The following is a 15,617-nucleotide window of genomic DNA, read 5'->3' as shown; positions in this document are numbered from 1 at the left end:
CGGTGGCACCTCGGCTGAGCCTGGGGCTGCGTGCCCGGCTGTTGTTCGCGTTCGCGCTGCTGTGCGTGGTCACCGCGGCGGCGGTGGCCGGCGGGATGTACGTCCAGGCCCGCAACGACATCCTGCAGCGGACCCAGGACGCCGCGGTGCTGACGATGAGAAGCCGCCTGGAGACGCTCTTCCCGCTGCGGAATGCGGCGCCGGGCCCGGCCGAGCTCGGCGAGATCGCCGCCACCGTGGCCGACGGGAACATCGCCGCGGTCGCCGTCTACCAGGAGGCGCACTCGCCGGGTCGCCTGGATCCCAGGGTGCTTCCACCACAGTTGCGGCGGGCGGTGGCCGACGGCGACATCGTGTGGCAACGCGTGGTGTGGCAGGGCAGCCCTTTCCTGATCATCGGCGCGCCGTTGCTGATCGTGGAGGGGGACCGGCCGACGCGGGCGTCCGGCATCGAGGTCTACGTCGTGCGCAGCCTGCATCCCGAACAGCGCAGCATCGACGGGCTCGCCGCATCCGCCTGGCTCACCGGCGGGGCGGCCCTGGCGTTCGCGGTCGCCCTCGCGCTGCTGGCCACCCGTGGCGTGCTGCGCCCCGTGCGCCAGCTCGGCCGGGCGGCACGCCTGCTGGGCGAGGGCGAGCTGCGGACCAGGATCGCGGTCCGCGGTTCCGACGAGCTGGCCGACGTGGCACACACGTTCAACAACACCGCCTCGGAGCTGGAACGGCACGTCAAGCAGCTCCGCGAGATGGAGGCCGACGCCCGCCGGTTCGTGGCCGACGTGTCCCACGAGCTGCGCACCCCGCTGGCCGCGCTGGCCGCGGTCGCCGACGTCCTCGACGAGGAGGCGGCCCGGCTGCCCGAGCCCGCCGGCAGGGCCGCCAAGCTGGTCAGCCAGGAGACGCTCAACCTCACCGGGCTGGTGAACGACCTCATCGAGATCAGCAGGTTCGACTCCGGCGTCGCGGCCCTCGCGCTGAACGAGGTGGACGTGGCCGAGCTGGTGCGCGCGACCCTGCGCGTCCGGGGCTGGCCGGAGCGGGTGCACACCGAGCTTTCACCCGCGGTGACGGCCCGGCTGGATCCGCGCCGGGTGGACGTCATCCTCGCGAACCTCGTCGGCAACGCTCTGCGGCACGGCGAGCCACCGGTGTCGGTACGGCTCTCCGCCGACCCGCACTGGATGGTTGTCGAGGTCCGCGACCACGGACCGGGGCTGGACGCAACGGTGCTGCCGCACGTGTTCGACCGGTTCTACAAGGCCAGCGCGGCCAGGACCAGGTCCGAGGGCAGCGGCCTCGGCCTCGCCATCGCGCGGGAGAACGCGCGCCTGCACCGAGGCGACCTCACCGTCACCAACGCCCCGGACGGCGGCGCCGTCTTCACGCTCCGCCTGCCACGCCGGGCACACGATCCGGACGGGCAGATCGACAGGGGAGGCCCCGAATGAGGACCGGGCTCGCCCGCCGCGTGCTCGCCGCGGGCCTCGTATCGCTCGTCGCCGTGGCCGGCTGCGGCGTGCGACCCAGCGACGTCATCTCCGCCGGCGAGCCGCCGAGCGGAGCGGTCGCACTCACCACGACAATTACTCTCTACCTGGTCAAGGACGGCCGGCCCAACGCGGTGACGCGGCCCTGGCCCGAGCGCCGTCCGCTGTTCAGTGAGGACACGCTCGCGCTGCTGGCAGCCGGACCCACCCGGAGGGAACAGGCGCGCGGGCTCACCACCGACGTCCCGCCGGAAGCCGGCCCGTTCTCGGTGACCGTCAAGCCGGGCGGCCACCTGGTGGTGACCCTGTCGTCTTCGGCCGGCGAACTGTCCACACTGGCCGTCGAGCAGATCGTGTGCACGGTGGCCGCCACGACGCCGGAGAATTCCGTCCAGGTCACCGTGCTCGGGGCCGGGCAGAGCGTCGGCCCCCGGAACTGCCCGGTGTAGGCGCTACCCGACCACCGGGGTGGGCCGCTGGAGCGACTCGACGAGGGGTCAGGCGCTGGGCCGGGAGGCGTAGGGGAGCAGCGCCATTTCGCGCGCGTTCTTGATGGCTCTGGCGATCTTGCGCTGCTGCTGGACGGTGACGCCGGTGACGCGGCGGCTGCGGATCTTGCCGCGGTCGGAGACGAACTTGCGCAGCAGGTTGGTGTCCTTGTAGTCGATGGAGTCGACGTCCAGCAGGGGGTTGGGCTTCCTGCGCGGGGCGCGGCGGGTCTTCACGCGGTCTCCTTCATGGTGAGGATGGGGGCGAACGGGTCGTCGTAGTGGGCCCAGGCGTCCGGGCCTGCCGCCTGTTCCTCCTGGGTGAGCAGGCAGGAGTCGAGCAGGGCGTGGAAGCGGGCCGGATCGAGGTCGGTGCCGGTGAAGACGAGGTGCTGGTCACGGTCACCGACGATCGGATTCCAGGCCAGGGCCCGACGTCCTCGACGGAGACCGCGCCGGCCACCGCGTCCCAGGCCAGCATGCGGTGGGGGCGGTTGGCCAGCCAGAACCGGCCGCGGGAGCGGACCGTCGAGGTCGCCAGCTCGTCCATGGCGTCGAACAGCCGGACCGGATGCAGGGGGCGCAGGCGGTGCCACACCATCGTGGTGATCTCCCCGGTCCGCGCGTCGGCGGGAAGTTGCGCGGTGGCCGGATCGACGCGTTCGGCCAGCTCCCGCACGCACAGGGCGCCATCGGTGAGGCCGGGACGGGCGCGAGCACGGCGGCCGACAGTTCGGCGTCCTCGGCGTCGCCGCCGTGCAGGGACAGGCTGGTGGCGTACTCGATCTGCCGGGCCAGCACCTCGGCCAGGAAACGCCGTCGCCGGGGGCCGCCCGGCCGGTCTCGCCCAGGCGGTCGCCCCGGCAGAGGGCCACGGGCACGTGCCGGGCGTCCAGCGCGGTGTGCACGCACGCCAGGCGCAGCCGCTCGGCCGCCTCCCGGGTGGCGAGGGCCTCGGCCACCGGGCGCGGCTCGACCGCGTCCCACAGGTCGACCACCAGAAGGGACGCCGTGGAAGCGCGGCGCAGCAGCTCGGGCACGAGGTCGTCGCGGACGGCACAGGTCACGCGGTCGTGCGACGGGCGCACCTCGGTCCGGCTCAGGACGCCGAAGACGTCGCGCACCACCCGCTCGGCCAGCACCTCACCCGCGGGGCGCATGTCGTGGTGGATCGCGACGGCGTCCGGATGGCGGCGCAGCAGCCGGTCCACCACGGCGGTGCGGGCGCTCCGGTGCAAGCCCGTGACCAGGGCGACGGGGGTACCGTTCCACGCGTTCGCATGACGGTCGTGACCGGGACGGGACAGGGAACCTGGGCCGCCGATCACGAGCGCGTACCGGCCCCGATGAGGGAAGTGGCGGCCAGCTCGTCCTCGGTGTCGATCCGGGACGCCGCCTGCTTGCCGGCGGGAGCAGCCGTCGGGGTCTCGCGCACGCGCGCGACAGCCTCGGCGAACAGCCGGCCGAAGCCCTCCATCGCGCCTTGCGCCCACGCGGTGACGACCAGCCGCCCTCCGGGCGCGAGCAGCCCGGTCAGGCGGGAGGCGGAGGCGTCCATGTCCGGCAGGAAGAAGACGCCGTGCACGCATTGCACCACGTCGTAGGGGTGATCCTCCCAGGTGGTGGCGTCGGCCTGGACGAAGCGCACGCCCCGCAGCCCTTCGGCGGCGGCGCGGCGCCGGCCGTGGGCGAGGAGCTCTCCGGCGAGGTCGACGGCGTCCACGTGCCCCTCCGGCCCGGCCGCCTTAGCGGCCGGTATGGCTGAGGCGCCCGCGCCGCAGCAGACGTCCAAAACACGTTCGCTGCCCGGACTCCGGCCGCCAGGACCGTCGCCTCGCCGATGCGATCCCACAGCAGCGGTGAGATCTCGGCGTACTGGGTGGCGGCGCTGCCGAAGACGGCGCCGATGCCGGTGGGTGACATGGGCATTCTCCGTTACGAACGGTCGGTGACGGGGCTTGTCAAATGATAATCATTGTCATTCGATCGCGTAAACCGTCAACCGCTAGGGAGATCGATCGGCGCTGGTGGTGCGGCAGGCGATCACCCGTGATGAAGGTCGCTGCCGGACACCTCATGGCGGGCGTCCGCCATGAACGCGACGCCCAGCGCTGTGACGGTGAGGGCGAGGGCAGGCACGATCGCGAGCCGCGGTGCGGCCACGAGCAGCGGGATGGCCTCGCTGACCATGCCGCCCCAGTCGGTGTCGGGCGGGGGCAGCCCGATGCCGAGGAAGCTGAGCGAGGTGACGGCGACGAGCGTCCTGGCGAGGTCGGCGGTGGCGACGGTCAGCACGGGGCCGGCGATGTGCGGGCCGATGGTGCGCCGGAGCAGGTAGTACGGGGACGCCCCGATGGCCCGTACGGCCAGGACGTGGTCGGCGGAGACCACCTGCCGGGTCGCCGTGCGGGCGACGAGGCCGCAGTTCACCCAGCCGAGCGGCACGAGGGCGATCAGCACGGTGAGGAACCCCGGCCGCAGGACGCCCGCCAGCGCGAGCGCCAGCGTGAGTCCGGGCAGGGCAAGAGCCACAGTGGCGGCGAAGCGCAGCAGCCGGTCAAGTACGCCGCCGACCAGTCCCGCCACGGCGCCGGCGATCGTGCCGAGCGCCGTCGTGACGGCGACGATGGCGAACGCGACCAGGAGGGAGGTGCGGCCGGCCACGGCCGTCCGGGTGAGGAGGTCCCGGCCGAGCTGGTCCGTGCCGAGCCAGTGTTCGGGACCGGGAGGCAGCAGGGCACTCCCCAGATCGGGCAGGTGTGGGTCGTCCCCGGTCAGCATCGGTGTGAGCAGGCAGAACAGCACGACCAGCGCCATCATGGCGATCCCGGCGCGGCCCTTCACCGGCGCCGCAGCCGTGGGTCGAAGGCCGACAAGCAGAGCTCGGTCAGCGCCAGGAGCAGCACGGTCGCGACCCCGGTGATCAGCACGTACGCCTGCACGACGGGCAGGTCCCGCTGCCTGATCGCCGCCACGGCGAGCTGCCCCACGCCGGGCCAGGCGAACAGCGTCTCCACCACCACCGCGCCGGCCAGCAGCTCCGCGAGCACCAGGCTCGCGGCGGTGATCGCGTTCGGCGCGGCCACCCGGAGGGCATGGACGGCGATCGTCCGCCGCCGCCGCAGCCCTTTGACCGCGGCGAATTTGACGAAGGGCAGTCGCAGGGCCCGCGACAGGTCGGCCCGGAGCAGCCGCAGCAGAGTCGCGGCGCCGGCCAGGCCGAGGGTGAGTGCGGGCAGCACCACCGCGCCGGCGCTGCCGTCGCCGCCGGTGGGGAGCGCGCGCAAGCCGACCGCCACCCCGCTGATCAGCAGGATCCCCACGATATAGGGAGGGATGCCGCCGATCGCCACCGTCACGAGCGCGAGGAGGCGACTGTCGAGAGCCCGTGGCCTGAACGCGAGTCTGAGTGCGGCGAGCAGCGCGAGCCCTGCCGCGACGGCAGCCGCCGCGCCCGCCAGCCGGAGCGTGGCCGGCGCCCGCGCGAGGATCTCGGCCGCCACCGGGGAGCGGTCGGTGTAGGAGCGGCCGAGGTCGCCGCGCAGCACGGCGCCCAGCCACCGCAGGTACTGATCGAACAGCGGCCGGTCGAGCCCGAGCTCGGCGCGCAGTGACGCGACGCTTGCCGCTGTGGGCTGGATGCCGCCGCGGCGCAGGATCTCCTCGGCCGGGTCCCCCGGCGCGAGCGAGGTCAGCAGGAAGACCAGCAGCGACAGCGCCAGGAGCACGAGCAGGAGCTCTCCGGCGCGCCGCAGGACGATGGCCGTCACCTGCGGGGCGCCAGCTTGCCCAGGTCGGCTACGTAGGCAACGTTCTGTGTCATCCCGCTGACATCGGTGGTCGTCACGATGGGATTGTCCTGATAGGCCAGCGCGATCATCGGACGGTCGGTGGCCAGCAGTCGCTGGATGCGGTGGTACAGCTCGCGGCGGGCGACCGCATCCGTCTCGGCCGCGGCCCGGTCGACCAGCTCGTCGAATCGCACGTTGCGGTAGCCGAGCCTGCGTTCGACGTTCCAGGACGCGTCGGAGCGCAGGAACCGGCGGAACAGGTAGTCCACGTCGCCGTTGGGCACGCTGTACGCGCTGAGGAAGACGTCGTAGTCCCCGGCCTCCATCACGGACTTGGTGGCCTCGGCCACGGTCACCTTCGCCGGCAGGCCCGCCTGCTCGAAGGAGGCGCGCAGCACCTCGGCGATGTCGGTGTAGGGGAACTGCCCGGTCTCGGCGGAGGAGATCAGGATGGTGACGGGCTCGGCCGGCGCTCGCGCCCCGGTCACGAGCGCGCGTGCCCTGGCGGGGTCGTACGGGGCGGTGACGCCGCGATCGGCGAGGTCGGCGAAGACCGGCGACAGGAAGGCCGCGCCCGGCGTGGCCGTGCCGGCGAGCAGTTTGTCGGCGATGGCCCGCCGGTCGATGGTCAGGTCGGCGGCCTCGCGCAGGCGGGGGTCGGAGAACGGTTCGCGGGAGGCGTTGAAGGTCAGGTAGTGCGTCAGCACCGAAGGGCTGCGGACGACGCGGAAGGAGTTGTCCCCGCCGACCGTGGGCGACCTGGCCCGGCAGCAGCGCGCCCTTGTCGATCAGCCCATCCACCTCGCCGGCCCGTAGGGCGGCGATCCGGGCGTTGGCGTCGGGGATCACCCTGACCACGATCTTGTCGTAGGCGGGGGCGGCGCCGTGGTAGCGCGGGTTGGCGGCGAGCACGGCCTGCTGCCCCTTGGTCCAGCCCGCCAGCGTGTACGGCCCCGTGCCCACCGGCTTGCCGGCGAAGCCGCCCGAGGCGGTGAACGCCTTCGGCGACTGGACCATGCTGTAGAACCCCGCCAGCCTGCCCGGCAGGTCGGCCACCCCTTCCTTCAGGACGAACACCACCCGGCCGTTCTCGGCGCGGACGTCGCCGAGCTTGCCGTAGGCCGCCTCCATCCCGGCGTCGAGGCTGAAGAAGGCCGACTGCCGGGGCGCGATCCGCAGGAACCGCTGGACGTTGGCCACCACCGCCTCGGCGGTCAGCGGGGTCCCGTCGCTGAACTCGACGCCCTCGCGCAGCGTGAACGTCCAGCGCCGCCCCTCGTCCGCGACGGCCCAGGACGTGGCCAGAGCGGGGGCGGGCCGTAGTTTGTCGTCCACCGTCACCAGCGGCTCCCACACCCGTAACGTCTGGTGGGTGTAGTACGGGTCCTCGGGCCCGGCGACGAGGTCGCGCGGGGCGGCCAGGGTGAGCCGGCTCCGGTCCTGCCCGCCGGGCCCTTGGGCGCCGCACCCTCCAAGGACCGCTCCCAGAAGCGCCGTCACCATGATCGCGGCTCGTCCTCGCACCTGATCTCCCGCCGAAGTCCGGATCCAGCATGCAAACGATAACTGTGTTCACGGCGATCCGGGAGATCGTCTCCGGATCCGTCCGCGGGCGCCTGCGCTGACTCACTCGTACGGCTCGTCCGGCGGGGTTATCCGCTCGACGCGGGAAGCGGTCATCTCCGGCGGGCTGTACGTGCCCGTTCCCCCCGCCTTCCGCGGGATCCAGGTGCCGGTGACGCGCACCCAGGAGTCCGTCTCGGGTGCGGGAACGCCTTTCACCACGACCTGCATCGTGAGGGCGTCGGCGGCGCAGCAGGCGATCCGCATGCGCGTGAGGTACCACGCGCCACCGTGGCCGGACGGCACGACGAAGCCCGTCAGCCGGACGGTCTTGCCCCGCAGGGAGCCGCTGGGGTCGTCCCAGGCCAGATCGGCGAACTCGATCATGCTCAGCACGTTCACCCGGCCGGGCTTCAGGGTGGTGGGACGAGCCTCGACGAGGGTGGGCGGAGGCGTATGGGAGGCCTGCTCGGCCTGCTGGACGGCGAACGAGCCGAGTGCCGGGGGAGCGGCCAGGAAGATCACCGCTGTGGGGATCATCAGCAGCGACGCCACCCGGTGCCCGCCCGCACGGCCATGCTGGTGCGACGGGGCCGGCGAGGGGATGACCGGTTCGCGGCCGACCAGGCGCGCCAGGTGCGCCTCCTCGATCGCGCGAGCGCGGCGGAGCTCCGTTTGGCGTGCGACGCCCCTGCTCCTGCGGTGGTCGAAGGCCGCCGAGGCCACCGGCAGGAAGATCAGCACCGTGCCCGCGGCGATCAGCAGGGGCCGGAACCCCGGCTTGACGTAGTTGGCGAAGTCCGCGGAGAAGGCGGAGATCTTCAGGAGCGCTCCGCCGAGCAGGAGGAGGATCAGGTGCTGCGTGACCCGGTTCACAAAATGATCTCCGTCCTACTCGTACGGCTCTGTCGGCTGCTCGATGCCGCTTACCTCGGTCGCGGTCAGGTCCGGGACCGCGTACTCATCGGGCACGCCGTCCGGCCACGGCACCCAGGTTCCGGTGACCGCCACCCAGGAGTCCTCCGCTGGTGCGGGCGCACCGTGGACGGCGACCTCCAGTGCGAGGGCGTCGGCGGCGCAGCAGCGAACCTGCATCCGGGTGAGGTACCAGCCCCTGCCGCCCTCGCCCGGGACGGCGAAGCCGATCAGCCTGACCTTCCTGCCCGCGAGCGTCGGGCTCGACGGCGCGTAGGCGCGTCCGATGAACTCGCCCAGGGTCAGCTCCGTCACCCCGCTCCGGGCGAGGGCGTCATGGGCCGCGGTCCTGGAGCGTGCCGGCGAGCCGTCATCGCGCCTGGCCGCGAAGGCGCCGAGCGCGGGCGGAGCGACGAGCACGAGGGCGAAGACGGGCGCGGCCAGGAGCCACGCCACTCGCGAGCCGTGGTCGTGGGCACGGGGCCGGCCCAGCATGTCGGCGACGACGGACAGCAGGCCGAGGGCCGCCAGCACCGCGCCGGCGCCCACGATCAGCGGCCGGAAACCGGGTCTGACGTAGTTGAGGTAGGTCGTGGAGAACGCGGAGATGCTCAGCAGCGTCGCCCCGAGGACCAGCAGGACGGCGCCCTGCGTCTGGCGGCTCACAGCAGTGTCCACCCCGCGACGAAGCTGACTCCGATCGCGAGGACCAGCGTGAGTGGCGCGAATCGCCGGACGAAGGCGCGGCCGAAGGTGCCCGCCTGCAGGGCGATGAGCTTCAGGTCCGCCATCGGGCCGACCACGAGGAAGGCCAGCTTGGCCGTGGGGGAGAACGCCGTGAGGGAAGCCGCCACGAAGGCGTCGGCCTCCGAGCAGATCGACAGCAGCACCGCCAGCAAGGCCAGCACCAGCACGGACACCACCGGCACCCCGGCCACCGCGGTCAGCCACTCTCGGGGGATCGCCACATTGAGTGTCGCCGCGGCCAGCGCGCCGACGACCAGGAACCCGCCCGCGTGCAGCAGGTCATGACGCATCGCGTCCAGGAAGGCGCTCACCTTGCCCTCGCCGGTCCCGACCGTCCGGCGAGGCGCAGGCAACCAGGCGGCGCGCCCGAACCGCGCCCAGATCCAGCCCGCCAGCACGGCCACCACCAGCGAGGCGGCGAACCTGGCGACCACCATGGACGGGTCGTCGGGGAAGGCCACCGCGGTGGACACCAGCACCACCGGGTTGATCGCCGGGGAGGACAGCAGGAACGCCAGCGCCGCCGGCGGCGCCACACCTCTGGCCATCAGCCCCGAGGCCACCGGGACCGACGCGCACTCGCACCCGGGCAGCACCGCCCCTGCCACCCCCGCGACCGGCACCGCCGCATACGTGTGCCGCGGCAAGGCCCGCGTCCAGAACGACGGCGGCACGAACGCGGTGATGGCCGCCGACAGCGCCACCCCCAGCACCAGGAACGGCAGCGCCTGGACGCACACCGCCACGAACACGGTCGCCCACGTCTGCAACGCCGGATCCGTCAGGTAGGGAGCGAGCAGGAACCGTCCCGCCGCCAGCAGGGCCACCAGGACGATGAACGCCCAAGGCAGCCGGAACCCGCCGGAGTGCCGGCGCGCTCCGGACTCCGGCGGAGGGCCGCCTTCCGGGCCCGGCCGGTCGGTGGTGCTCGGCAGCGACATCGCCCTCTCCCATCCGCATCCGGGTCAGCGGCAGCAGACTAGCCCGGTTGTCCAGCGCCCTCGCCCCGAACGCGCATGGGGCATTTGTGATGGTACGGTCTCCTGGAAATGATTCTCATTTTCTGGAGCAGCTGTGAGATCGTTGCCCGAGCCGGGCTCCTTGGACTCCGATGTGGCATCCCTGCCGGCCGTTCCCGGAGCTGAAGCCCCTCCGTCCGCCACGGCGTCGGCGACACCCCTGATCGTCGCTTCGCTGGCCGGTGTCCTCGCGGTGTCGGTGTTGCTGGCGATCGGCCTGGGCGCCGCGACCGTGCCGCCGGGGGAGACGCTGCGCTACCTTTGGGCGGCCGTGACCGGCGGTTCGATCTCCGCCGACGATGTCACGGCGTACCAGATCATCTGGCAGGTGCGCACGCCGCGCGTGCTCCTGGCGGTGCTCGTGGGGGCAGGCCTGAGCGTGGTCGGGGTCGCGATCCAGGCGATGGTGCGCAACGCGCTGGCCGACCCGTTCGTCCTCGGCGTGTCGTCGGGGGCGTCCGCCGGGGCGGTGCTGGTCGGCGTCACGGGCGCGCTCACCGCTCTGGGGATCTACGCGGTCTCGGCGGGCGCCTTCCTCGGCGCGCTGCTCGTCTCCGCCCTGGTCTACCTGGCCTCGCGCGGAGCCGGGGGCCTGATGCCGCTGCGGCTGGTGCTCACCGGGGTGGCGATGGCGTTCGGCTTCCAGGCGGTGATGAGCCTGATCGTGTACTTCGTCCCTGACGGGGAGTCGACGAGCACGGTGCTGTTCTGGTCGATGGGCGGCTTCGGCGCGGCGACGTGGGGAGCGCTGCCGGTCGTGACGGTCGTCACCGCGGTCACCGTCGTGGTGCTGCGCCGCTTCGCGCGGAGCCTGGACGTTCTCGCCCTGGGCGATGAGACGTCGGTGAGCCTGGGTGTCGACACGCTCAGGTTGCGCCGCGGCCTGTTCGTGCTGACGTCGCTGGCGACGGGGGCGATGGTCGCGGTCAGCGGCGCGATCGGGTTCGTCGGGCTGGTGATCCCGCACCTGGTGCGCCTGTGGGTGGGCGCGGCGCACGGGCGCGTGCTCGCGATCGCGCCGCTGGTCGGGGCGGTCTTCATGGTGTGGGCCGATCTGGTGGCCAGGACCCTGGTGGCCCCGCGCGAGCTGCCGCTGGGCGTGATCACCGCACTGGTGGGCGTACCGGTGTTCGTCGTCCTGCTACGCCGCCGCGGTTACCTGTTCGGAGGGCGCTGATGACGAGCCTGCTGCTGGACGGGCTCTCGGTGACCATCGACGGCGCCGCCGTCGTCGAGGACCTGGCACTCGCCGTGGAGGCGAGGCAGGTCGTGGGCCTGATCGGGCCCAACGGGTCGGGCAAGACGACGGCGCTGCGGTGCGTGTACCGGGCGTTGCGGCCGACAGGCGGCGCGGTCCGGATCGACGGCAAGGACCTGTCACACATGCCGCTGCGGGACAGCGCGCGCGTGATCGCCGCGCTCACCCAGGAAGGGCGGGCGGACCTCGACTTCACCGTCGAGGAGGTCGTCGCCCTCGGCCGCGCTCCTCACGTGCGCGGCAACCAGGCGCTCAGCGCCCGGGAACGTGAGCTGTGCCGGCGGGCCATGGCCCGGATGGAGGTGCTGCACCTGGCGAGCCGTGGCGTGCTGTCGCTGTCCGGCGGCGAACGCCAGCGTGTCCTGGTGGCCCGAGCGCTCGTGCAGGAGCCGCAGGTGCTGGTCCTCGACGAGCCGACCAATCACCTCGACCTGCACCACCAGATCCGGCTGCTGTCGATGCTCAAGGGCTCAGGGCTGACCGTGCTGGTCACGTTGCACGACCTCAATCTCGCCGCCTCCGCGTGCGACCGGCTGGCGGTGTTGTCCCACGGTCGCCTCGTCGCGTACGGCCCGCCCGCCGATGTCGTCACCGAAGAGCTCCTCCGCGAGGTGTTCGGCGTCGAGGCGAGCGTCGTCACGCATCCGCTGACCGGAGTCCCCCAGGTGCTCTACGACCTGGGCTCGGCCACGACCATGGAAGGAAACGTCGCGTGAACACACGTACTTTCGTCGCGCTCCTGGCGGGCACGCTCCTGCTCACGGGATGCGGCGCGCAGGTGCAGGACGCCCCCGCCGCCGCGCGCAAGGTGACGGTCAACAGGTGCGGGCAGGCCGTCGACTACACCACTCCGCAGCGCGCGGTCGTCTACGAGGGCGGCAGCGCGGACAAGATGTTCGCCCTCGGTCTCACCGACCACGTGCACGGCTACGTGATGCCGCCGGCCAACCCGCCGGTCACGGAATCGCCGTGGGCGAGCGAGTACGCCGAGGTCGAGTTCCTCGGCGACGACCTGCTCAACGGCGAACTCGTCGTTGACGCCAGGTCCGACTTCGTGGTCGCCGGATGGCGCTCCGGCTTCAGCGACCAGCGCGGCATCACCCCCGAGATCCTCGACGGCCTGAAGATCCAGAGCTTCATGCATACCGAGTCGTGCTTCAACTACCCCGGCCACCCGGAGCGGGTCACCCCGTTCGAGGCCCTCTACACCGACCTCGAACGCCTCGGCCGGATCTTCGGCGTCGAGGACAGAGCCCGAATGCTGATCGCCGGCTACCGCGAGCGCGTCGAGGCGGTACGCGCGCAGGCGCCCAAGGGCGATCCGATCCCTGTCTTCCTGTACGACTCGGGCACCGACAAGCCGTTCACCGCCGGCAGCCAGGTGCCTCCCAACGACATCATCCGCTTCGCCGGCGGCCGGAACATCTTCGGCGACCTGGACGCCCGCTGGAGCGAGGTCACCTGGGAGGCCGTCGTCCAGGCCAGGCCGGAGGTCATCATCATCCTCGACTACGGGGACAAGCCCGCCCAGGAGAAGATCGAGTTCCTGAAGGAGTTCCCGGCCACCAGCAAGCTGCCCGCCGTGGTCAATGACCGCTTCCACGTCCTCGACTACAACGAGGGCATCAGCGGCCCGCGCAACATCGACGGCCTGGAAGGATTCGCCGCATACCTGCGCGAACTCCGGAAGTGACCGGTCGAGATACCTGCACGAACTCCGGAAGTGACCGGTCGAGCACGCAGGAAGCCTCTGGAGGAGCATCTCCCGTGACCGCATCACCGCGTACCGACGCGGACCCGCCCCGGCCTCGAGCGCGCTCCATCCTGCGCGAGGGGCGATTCGTCCTGCTGTGGTGCGGCACCACCGCCTCGGGCCTGGCGACCTGGGCGCTGCCGTTCGTGCTGGGGCTCGCCGTTCTCGACCGCACGCTCACCGCCGCCGGCCTCGGGATCGTCCTGGCCACCCGCACCGCAGGCTTCCTGCTCGCGGTCCCGATCAGCGGGGTCCTGGCCGACCGGTACCCACGCCGGGCCGTCGTGTTCTGGGCCGGGCTGGCGGCCGCGCTCGCAACCCCGTTCATCGCGCTCGGGCTGGGCCGTTCCGTCCCGCTCATGGCCGTGGCGGCGGCCGTCGTCGGCGCCGGCCAGGGCGCGTGCCGGCCCGCGTTCCAGGCGCTCACCGCCGAGGTGGTGGACCCCGGCCGGCGGCAGCAGGGCAACGCCGCCATCACGCTGGCCGTGCGCGTCACCACCCTGGTCGCGCCGGCCGGCACCGCGCTGCTGGCGGCCGTCGTGGACACCTGGTGGCTGCTGGTCGGCACCGGGACGCTGTGGCTGGCCGCCGCGCTGCTGCCGCCGCGAGGACTTCCCGCTCCGGCAGCCGACGTGCGGCGGCCCCGGCTGCTGGAGGAGTTCGGTGAGGGCGTACGCGAGGCGCGGCGGCACCCGTGGTTCCTCGCCGGCCTGGGCGCACTGGCCGCCGTCATCTTCACCGGTTACTCGGCCACCGGCGTGGCCCTGCCGCTGGTCAGCCGCGACCGGTACGGCACCGAGGCGGTCCTCGCGGCGGCGCTCACCGCCTACACCCTCGGCGCGCTCGCCGGGGCCCTGCTCGTGGCCCGGTGGAAACCGCGCGCCCAGGGCTGGACCGCGCTGGCCGGCCTCGCCCTGTACGGATTCGCGCCGCTCGGCCTCCTGCTGCCGGTGCACCCGGTCGTCGTGTTCACCGGCTACGCGCTGGCCGGGCTGGGCATCGAGCTGTTCAACGTGCCCTGGTTCACCGCCACCCAGCGCGAGGTGGAGCCGCGCCTGCTCGCCCGCGTCTCCTCGCTCGACTTCCTCGTCTCCTACGGCCTGGCCCCCGTCGGACTGGCCTTCCTCGCCCCGGCCATCGACGCCTTCGGCCCGCGGCCGGTCCTGGCCGTCTGCGCGCTGGTCTGCTTCCTCGCGCCCGCCGCGGCGGCCCTGGTCCCCGGCAGCCGCGGCTTCTCCCGCCACGAGAGGGCCTGAGGATCCTGTCCACGCTGCTCAGGGCCGACACAGGGACCGCCCGTGTCAACGGCTTCGACGTCGCGACCCAGGCCGCCGACGTACGCGGGTCCATCAGTCTCACCGGGCAGTTCGCGGCGGTCGACGGGGTCCTCAGCGGGCGGGAGAACCTCGTCCTGGTCGCCAGGTTGTGGCACCTGAAGGACTTGGATCCTGGTCGCGGCTCGCTGGACCGACCGCATCCGCGAGGTCATGTCGTGGAAACTCGCGCAGCTCGACGACCCCCAACTCGTTCGGCTCTATCGGATCCTGTCGGAGATGTTGGACAGCGACGCAGGCGACGACCAGCGTCTGGAGGAGGTCGCCGACATCCTGGCCGGCCGGGCCGAGCGGGCGCACACCGCCGGCGAGATGGCGCACGACGATCTGGCGCTCGACCTTGTCGACGCTCTCGCCGTCGAGTCCAACCCGCGGTCGGAGCGGATGCGGGAGCTGATGCGCGAGCGCGGCTGGGCCGGTTGGACCCGGCCGGAGCGGCTGGCGGAGCCGCCCGGCTGAACCGGGTGACAGCCCTCCCGCACGCTGCCCTGCCGCCATGCGATCAGGACGCCCGCCATCCCGTACCGGATGCGCCGGTTGGGTTTGGATCGCCAGTGTCCGCGCCTCGTGGACGAGGGCTTTTCCTCGCTCGCCCATGACGTGCGCAGCGGCCTGGCAGGTCATGCTGGAGAGGTCGGAAACGACTCCGAGCGTTTCGGGGGTGTTCCACATGCCGGCTACGCGAACAATCCTCATCCGCGTCTCCTCCGCCCTCCTGGCTGCGGGGGCGCTCGTCGTCACCGGTGGCCTGTCCCCGGCGGTGTCGGCCTCGTCCGGCCGGCCCGCGGCTTGTGACCTCTTCGCCTGCGGGCAGGGGCCCGGCGGGCTGAAGATGACGATGCAGAGCGACCAGGAGATGGCCCAGGCGTGCGCCGAGGCCGGGGCGGTGGCCGGCGCCTACGCCGCTGCTCCGCAGCCGGCCGGCGCGGAGCGGGCCGTCTCGGTGCAGGTCGACGGCGCCGGCTGGGCCTGCGTACAGAAAAGGGAGGTCGACCAGGCTTACGTCGAATGCTCCCACGAAGGGGAGACGCTGTCGTTGTCGGAGTTCCAGCCGCTGGGCTGAGGAAGCCGCTCCAGGATCTGGCCGTCGCGCCGGCTTGAGACCGTCCTGTCCCGCTCCGGACCGTCGCAGGGGGAAGTGTTCCAGATGGGCAAGATCTCGATTCGCGTCTCCGTCGCCTTGCTGGCTGCGGGGATCTCCGCCACCGTCGCCGCCGCCCTGCCCGCCGCGTCAGCCGTTCCCTAGAGCCGGTCGGCCGCCT

General features: G+C 72.5%; 17 protein-coding genes and 2 pseudogenes. 9 read left to right on the top strand and 10 right to left on the bottom strand.

Features of this window, described 5'->3' with window-relative positions; all coding sequences use genetic code 11:
- Positions 1–2: 2 nt before the first annotated feature.
- Together E1292_RS15470 and E1292_RS15465 are read left to right on the top strand one after the other, a co-directional pair.
- Positions 3–1,448, top strand: coding sequence for an ATP-binding protein (locus E1292_RS15470; RefSeq protein WP_132595838.1), 1,446 nt, complete (start codon positions 3–5; stop codon positions 1,446–1,448).
- A complete protein-coding gene (locus E1292_RS15465) occupies positions 1,445–1,936 on the top strand; it encodes a GerMN domain-containing protein (RefSeq protein WP_132595837.1) in 492 nt (163 codons plus the stop codon). Before E1292_RS15470 ends, E1292_RS15465 begins: the two co-directional genes overlap by 4 nt.
- A 48-nt stretch (positions 1,937–1,984) precedes the next feature.
- Here E1292_RS15465 and rpsR read toward each other — a convergent pair whose 3' ends face one another.
- The 3 genes from rpsR to E1292_RS15450 all read right to left on the bottom strand — a co-directional run bounded on the left by rpsR (position 1,985) and on the right by E1292_RS15450 (position 3,827).
- The gene (gene rpsR / locus E1292_RS15460; protein ID WP_132595836.1) at positions 1,985–2,212 is read right to left on the bottom strand and encodes a 30S ribosomal protein S18; all 228 of its coding nucleotides are present in this window, start codon (positions 2,210–2,212) and stop codon (positions 1,985–1,987) included.
- 10 nt (positions 2,213–2,222) lie between these two features.
- Positions 2,223–2,525, bottom strand: coding sequence for a CobW C-terminal domain-containing protein (locus tag E1292_RS55400; protein ID WP_342775658.1), 303 nt, complete (start codon positions 2,523–2,525; stop codon positions 2,223–2,225).
- 774 nt (positions 2,526–3,299) lie between these two features.
- Positions 3,300–3,827 (bottom strand): class I SAM-dependent methyltransferase, encoded by a 528-nt coding sequence (locus tag E1292_RS15450; RefSeq protein WP_132595835.1) that lies wholly within the window; start codon positions 3,825–3,827, stop codon positions 3,300–3,302.
- On the opposite strand from E1292_RS15450, the gene E1292_RS54910 reads away from it, so the two are divergent.
- Entirely contained in the window at positions 3,816–3,944 is a 129-nt protein-coding gene (locus E1292_RS54910) for a hypothetical protein (protein WP_281284035.1), read from the top strand. The two genes, E1292_RS15450 and E1292_RS54910, sit on opposite strands and share 12 nt — an antisense overlap.
- 74 nt (positions 3,945–4,018) lie before the next feature.
- On the opposite strand, the gene E1292_RS15445 is transcribed toward E1292_RS54910, so the two are convergent.
- The 7 genes and pseudogenes from E1292_RS15445 to E1292_RS15415 form a co-directional block, all read right to left on the bottom strand.
- A complete protein-coding gene (locus tag E1292_RS15445) occupies positions 4,019–4,819 on the bottom strand; it encodes an ABC transporter permease (protein ID WP_132595834.1) in 801 nt (266 codons plus the stop codon).
- Complete coding sequence (locus tag E1292_RS15440) at positions 4,816–5,745, bottom strand: ABC transporter permease (RefSeq protein WP_165974548.1); 930 nt, start codon at positions 5,743–5,745, stop codon at positions 4,816–4,818. The genes E1292_RS15445 and E1292_RS15440 overlap by 4 nt, the downstream gene beginning before the upstream one ends.
- Positions 5,742–6,503, bottom strand: a pseudogene (locus E1292_RS54905) (ABC transporter substrate-binding protein); the annotation flags it as partial. The gene E1292_RS15440 and the pseudogene E1292_RS54905, both read right to left, overlap by 4 nt.
- 115 nt (positions 6,504–6,618) lie before the next feature.
- Positions 6,619–7,269, bottom strand: a pseudogene (locus tag E1292_RS55760) (ABC transporter substrate-binding protein); the annotation flags it as partial.
- Between the two features lie 123 nt (positions 7,270–7,392).
- Positions 7,393–8,205: a TIGR03943 family putative permease subunit gene (locus E1292_RS15425; RefSeq protein WP_132595832.1), complete on the bottom strand. Its 813-nt coding sequence runs from the start codon at positions 8,203–8,205 to the stop codon at positions 7,393–7,395.
- Positions 8,206–8,220: 15 nt separating this feature from the next.
- The gene (locus E1292_RS15420) at positions 8,221–8,910 is read right to left on the bottom strand and encodes a TIGR03943 family putative permease subunit (RefSeq protein WP_165974550.1); all 690 of its coding nucleotides are present in this window, start codon (positions 8,908–8,910) and stop codon (positions 8,221–8,223) included.
- The gene (locus E1292_RS15415) at positions 8,907–9,932 is read right to left on the bottom strand and encodes a permease (RefSeq protein ID WP_132595830.1); all 1,026 of its coding nucleotides are present in this window, start codon (positions 9,930–9,932) and stop codon (positions 8,907–8,909) included. The genes E1292_RS15420 and E1292_RS15415 overlap by 4 nt, the downstream gene beginning before the upstream one ends.
- 172 nt (positions 9,933–10,104) lie before the next feature.
- Here E1292_RS15415 and E1292_RS15410 point away from each other — a divergent pair, with 172 nt between their 5' ends.
- The 6 genes from E1292_RS15410 to E1292_RS15380 all read left to right on the top strand — a co-directional run bounded on the left by E1292_RS15410 (position 10,105) and on the right by E1292_RS15380 (position 15,418).
- Positions 10,105–11,187 carry a FecCD family ABC transporter permease gene (locus tag E1292_RS15410; protein WP_439331891.1) on the top strand — a complete coding sequence of 361 codons (1,083 nt, stop codon included), beginning with the start codon at positions 10,105–10,107 and terminating at the stop codon, positions 11,185–11,187.
- Positions 11,187–11,984 (top strand): ABC transporter ATP-binding protein, encoded by a 798-nt coding sequence (locus E1292_RS15405; protein WP_132595829.1) that lies wholly within the window; start codon positions 11,187–11,189, stop codon positions 11,982–11,984. The genes E1292_RS15410 and E1292_RS15405 overlap by 1 nt, the downstream gene beginning before the upstream one ends.
- Complete coding sequence (locus E1292_RS15400) at positions 11,981–12,961, top strand: ABC transporter substrate-binding protein (RefSeq protein WP_132595828.1); 981 nt, start codon at positions 11,981–11,983, stop codon at positions 12,959–12,961. Before E1292_RS15405 ends, E1292_RS15400 begins: the two co-directional genes overlap by 4 nt.
- 74 nt (positions 12,962–13,035) lie before the next feature.
- Positions 13,036–14,277: an MFS transporter gene (locus E1292_RS15395; protein WP_439331890.1), complete on the top strand. Its 1,242-nt coding sequence runs from the start codon at positions 13,036–13,038 to the stop codon at positions 14,275–14,277.
- Between the two features lie 231 nt (positions 14,278–14,508).
- Entirely contained in the window at positions 14,509–14,814 is a 306-nt protein-coding gene (locus E1292_RS15385; RefSeq protein ID WP_132595827.1) for a hypothetical protein, read from the top strand.
- A gap of 211 nt (positions 14,815–15,025) precedes the next feature.
- Positions 15,026–15,418: a hypothetical protein gene (locus E1292_RS15380; RefSeq protein ID WP_132595826.1), complete on the top strand. Its 393-nt coding sequence runs from the start codon at positions 15,026–15,028 to the stop codon at positions 15,416–15,418.
- The last annotated feature ends 199 nt before the right edge of the window (positions 15,419–15,617 follow it).

The organism is Nonomuraea deserti, from assembly GCF_004348685.1.
GTDB lineage: Bacteria > Actinomycetota > Actinomycetes > Streptosporangiales > Streptosporangiaceae > Nonomuraea > Nonomuraea deserti.
The sequence above is the reverse complement of the archived record's forward strand: the minus strand, read 5'-3'. Positions and strand labels throughout refer to the sequence as shown.

Bases quoted from the DNA above. Each gene is read 5' to 3' on its own strand.
- E1292_RS15465 (WP_132595837.1), top strand. From the start codon at position 1,445: ATGAGGACCGGGCTCGCCCGCCGCGTGCTCGCCGCGGGCCTCGTATCG.
- E1292_RS15385 (WP_132595827.1), top strand. From the start codon at position 14,509: ATGTCGTGGAAACTCGCGCAGCTCGACGACCCCCAACTCGTTCGGCTC.
- E1292_RS15380 (WP_132595826.1), top strand. From the start codon at position 15,026: ATGCCGGCTACGCGAACAATCCTCATCCGCGTCTCCTCCGCCCTCCTG.
- E1292_RS15415 (WP_132595830.1), bottom strand. From the start codon at position 9,932: ATGTCGCTGCCGAGCACCACCGACCGGCCGGGCCCGGAAGGCGGCCCT.
- E1292_RS15405 (WP_132595829.1), top strand. From the start codon at position 11,187: ATGACGAGCCTGCTGCTGGACGGGCTCTCGGTGACCATCGACGGCGCC.
- E1292_RS55400 (WP_342775658.1), bottom strand. From the start codon at position 2,525: ATGGACGAGCTGGCGACCTCGACGGTCCGCTCCCGCGGCCGGTTCTGG.
- E1292_RS54910 (WP_281284035.1), top strand. From the start codon at position 3,816: ATGCGATCCCACAGCAGCGGTGAGATCTCGGCGTACTGGGTGGCGGCG.